The sequence below is a fragment of the Frateuria sp. genome (assembly GCF_013362045.1).
Lineage (GTDB): Bacteria > Pseudomonadota > Gammaproteobacteria > Xanthomonadales > Rhodanobacteraceae > Frateuria_A.
Genome location: NZ_JABFWW010000099.1, coordinates 1 through 2,438 on the forward strand (window position 1 = coordinate 1; position 2,438 = coordinate 2,438).

General features: G+C 66.2%; 2 protein-coding genes. Both read left to right on the top strand.

From position 1 onward, the window contains the following. The first annotated feature begins 294 nt into the window (after positions 1-294). Positions 295-1,335 carry a dihydroorotase gene (gene pyrC, locus HOQ08_RS04815; protein WP_291192205.1) on the top strand — a complete coding sequence of 347 codons (1,041 nt, stop codon included), beginning with the start codon at positions 295-297 and terminating at the stop codon, positions 1,333-1,335. Positions 1,336-1,528: 193 nt separating this feature from the next. After that, positions 1,529-2,146, top strand: coding sequence for a hypothetical protein (locus HOQ08_RS04820; RefSeq protein ID WP_291192207.1), 618 nt, complete (start codon positions 1,529-1,531; stop codon positions 2,144-2,146). Positions 2,147-2,438 lie beyond the last annotated feature (292 nt).

Sequence of the window (2,438 nt, forward strand, 5' to 3'; positions counted from 1 at the left end):
ATCCGCTTCTGAAGCGGTTCGGCTTCCCGCTTCGCCGGCGATGCATGCTCATCGCTCCGTCGGACGAGCCTGCCGCTGCAACGGCTTGTCCATCGCGTCCGATGCGCTAAACGCCTTGCTGCAGCAGCCGGACGGGTCGACGCAGCCGGCCCGAAGCCAGCTCGTCAGGAGCTTCTTACGAACCCTTCCGCCAACTTCGCCCGGAGGAGTGGCATGTGCGCCGGAGCGGCCTTTGGAGGTCGAGCCGACCGGAGGCGCCCGCTGTTCGCCCCCCGGCTTCACTACACTTCGCGCATGCACACCACCGACCTTACCCTCACCCGCCCCGACGATTGGCACCTGCACCTGCGCGACGGCGCCATGCTGGCCGCGGTGCTGCCGCATGCCGCCCGCCGCTTCGCGCGCGCCATCGTGATGCCCAACCTTAAGCCGCCGGTTGCCACGGTGGCGCTGGCCGGTGCCTACCGCGAACGCATCCTGGCCGCGCTGCCCGAGGGCGCGGACTTCGAACCACTGATGACGCTCTACCTGACCGAGGCCACCACGCCGGAGGACATTGCCCAGGCGCGCGCCAGCGGCTTCGTCCATGCGGTCAAGTACTACCCCGCCGGCGCGACCACCAACGCGGCCAGCGGCGTCACCGACCTGCGCCGCTGCTACGGCGTCTTCGAGGCGATGCAGAAGCACCAGCTGCCCCTGCTGATGCACGGGGAGGTCACCGACCCGGCCGTGGACGTGTTCGACCGCGAGCCGGTGTTCGTGGAGCGCCACCTGACCGCGCTGCTGCGCGATTTCCCGGCGCTGCGCATGGTGCTCGAACACATCACCACGAGCGAGGCGGCGCATTTCGTGCGCGACGCGCCGGCCCACGTGGGCGCCACCATCACGCCGCAGCACCTGCTGATGAACCGCAACGCGATCTTTGCCGGCGGCCTGCGCCCGCACAACGACTGCCTGCCGGTGCTCAAGCGCGAAACCCACCGCCGGACGCTGGTCGAGGCGGCCACCAGCGGCGACCCGAGCTTCTTCCTGGGCACCGACAGCGCGCCGCACCCGCGCCACGCCAAGGAAAGCAGCTGCGGCTGCGCCGGCATCTACAGCGCGCACGCCGCCATCGAGCTGTACGCCGAAGCCTTCGAGGCGGCCGGCGCGCTGGACAAGCTGGAAGCCTTCGCCAGCTTCCACGGCGCCGACTTCTATGGCCTGCCCCGCAACACCGGCACCATCACCCTGCGCAAGCAGCCCTGGACCGTGCCGGACGAGCTGGATTTCGGCGGCACGCCCGGCGTGCCGATGCGCGCAGGCGAGAGCATTGCCTGGCGGCTGCAAGCGTGAGGTAGGTTCGTCGCCGCCTGGCACTGTCGCTCGCGACCATCCCGGCGGGGCAGAGACCGCGTCGGGTCCAGGACGGACATTCCGACCCGGTTTTTTCCCCCAGGTAAAGATTCGTAAGAATCGCTTCATGCGTGCATCAAGCTTCCGGTGCCGGGCCTGCGTTCCCATGAGGAGGTCTTTTCGGGGAGTGCGCATGAACACGCGTGATCAAGTGGTCCAGTTTCTCAAGAGCCATCGTTCCATCGACGCGGTGAACTTCAAGTTCCGGACGTACAAGATCTGGCCGGATGCCTACCGCAAGAACGTCGCGAACGCCTTGGCGAGGGGAGACATAAAAATCGGCTCGGCAGTCAACGACAACGCCGCTGCCACTTACCGGCAGGACCAGGACCGGCTGGAAATCTCGCCGACGGCAAACTTCGCCTCGACCAAGGACCTGGGCCTGATCCTGCATGAGTGCACGCATGCCATCATCGACATGGGCGCCATCGGCGTCCACTCCGGTCATGAGGACGAGGCCGTCGCCTATCTCGCGGAAGCGTTCTTTCTGATCCGCGCTGACGGCGCCAAGGACGTGCCCGAGGTTCCCGTGCCGCTGAGTGCCAACGCCGCGAATGGCGAAGGCATCCGCCAGGAAGCCAAGCGAATCGCGCTGAAGGCCTTGCGCAACAACATGTACTGCATCGAGGAAAAAGACGGCGCCAACTTGGTGTTGCTGATCGCCGAACATCCTCACTACTACAAAATGACGCGGTATCCCTCCAACCGATTCCACCGAAACCTCTTTTACAGCTTCTTGCGCAACATCTGACGGGAAGCCACCGCCGGCCTCCATACCGGTCTAATGGGTCGGGGTTCATGGGGAGTGCCTGTCTCCCGCCCTGCCGGCACGCGCCAGCCGGCCGAAAGTGCACTCTGCACCCGGGTTCTGGCCGCATGCTGGAGGCGATCAAGGGGCTAGCAGAAATTCGCTTGCCTACTCGGGCGCAAGACCGCCCACACCGCGATTGGCTCGTCGCTCGATTCGAGGTCTTCCAAGCAAGGGTGTAGCTCCAGGCAGCTGGCGCCCGCACGCGACCACCGAGCCGAGGACATTCGACTTA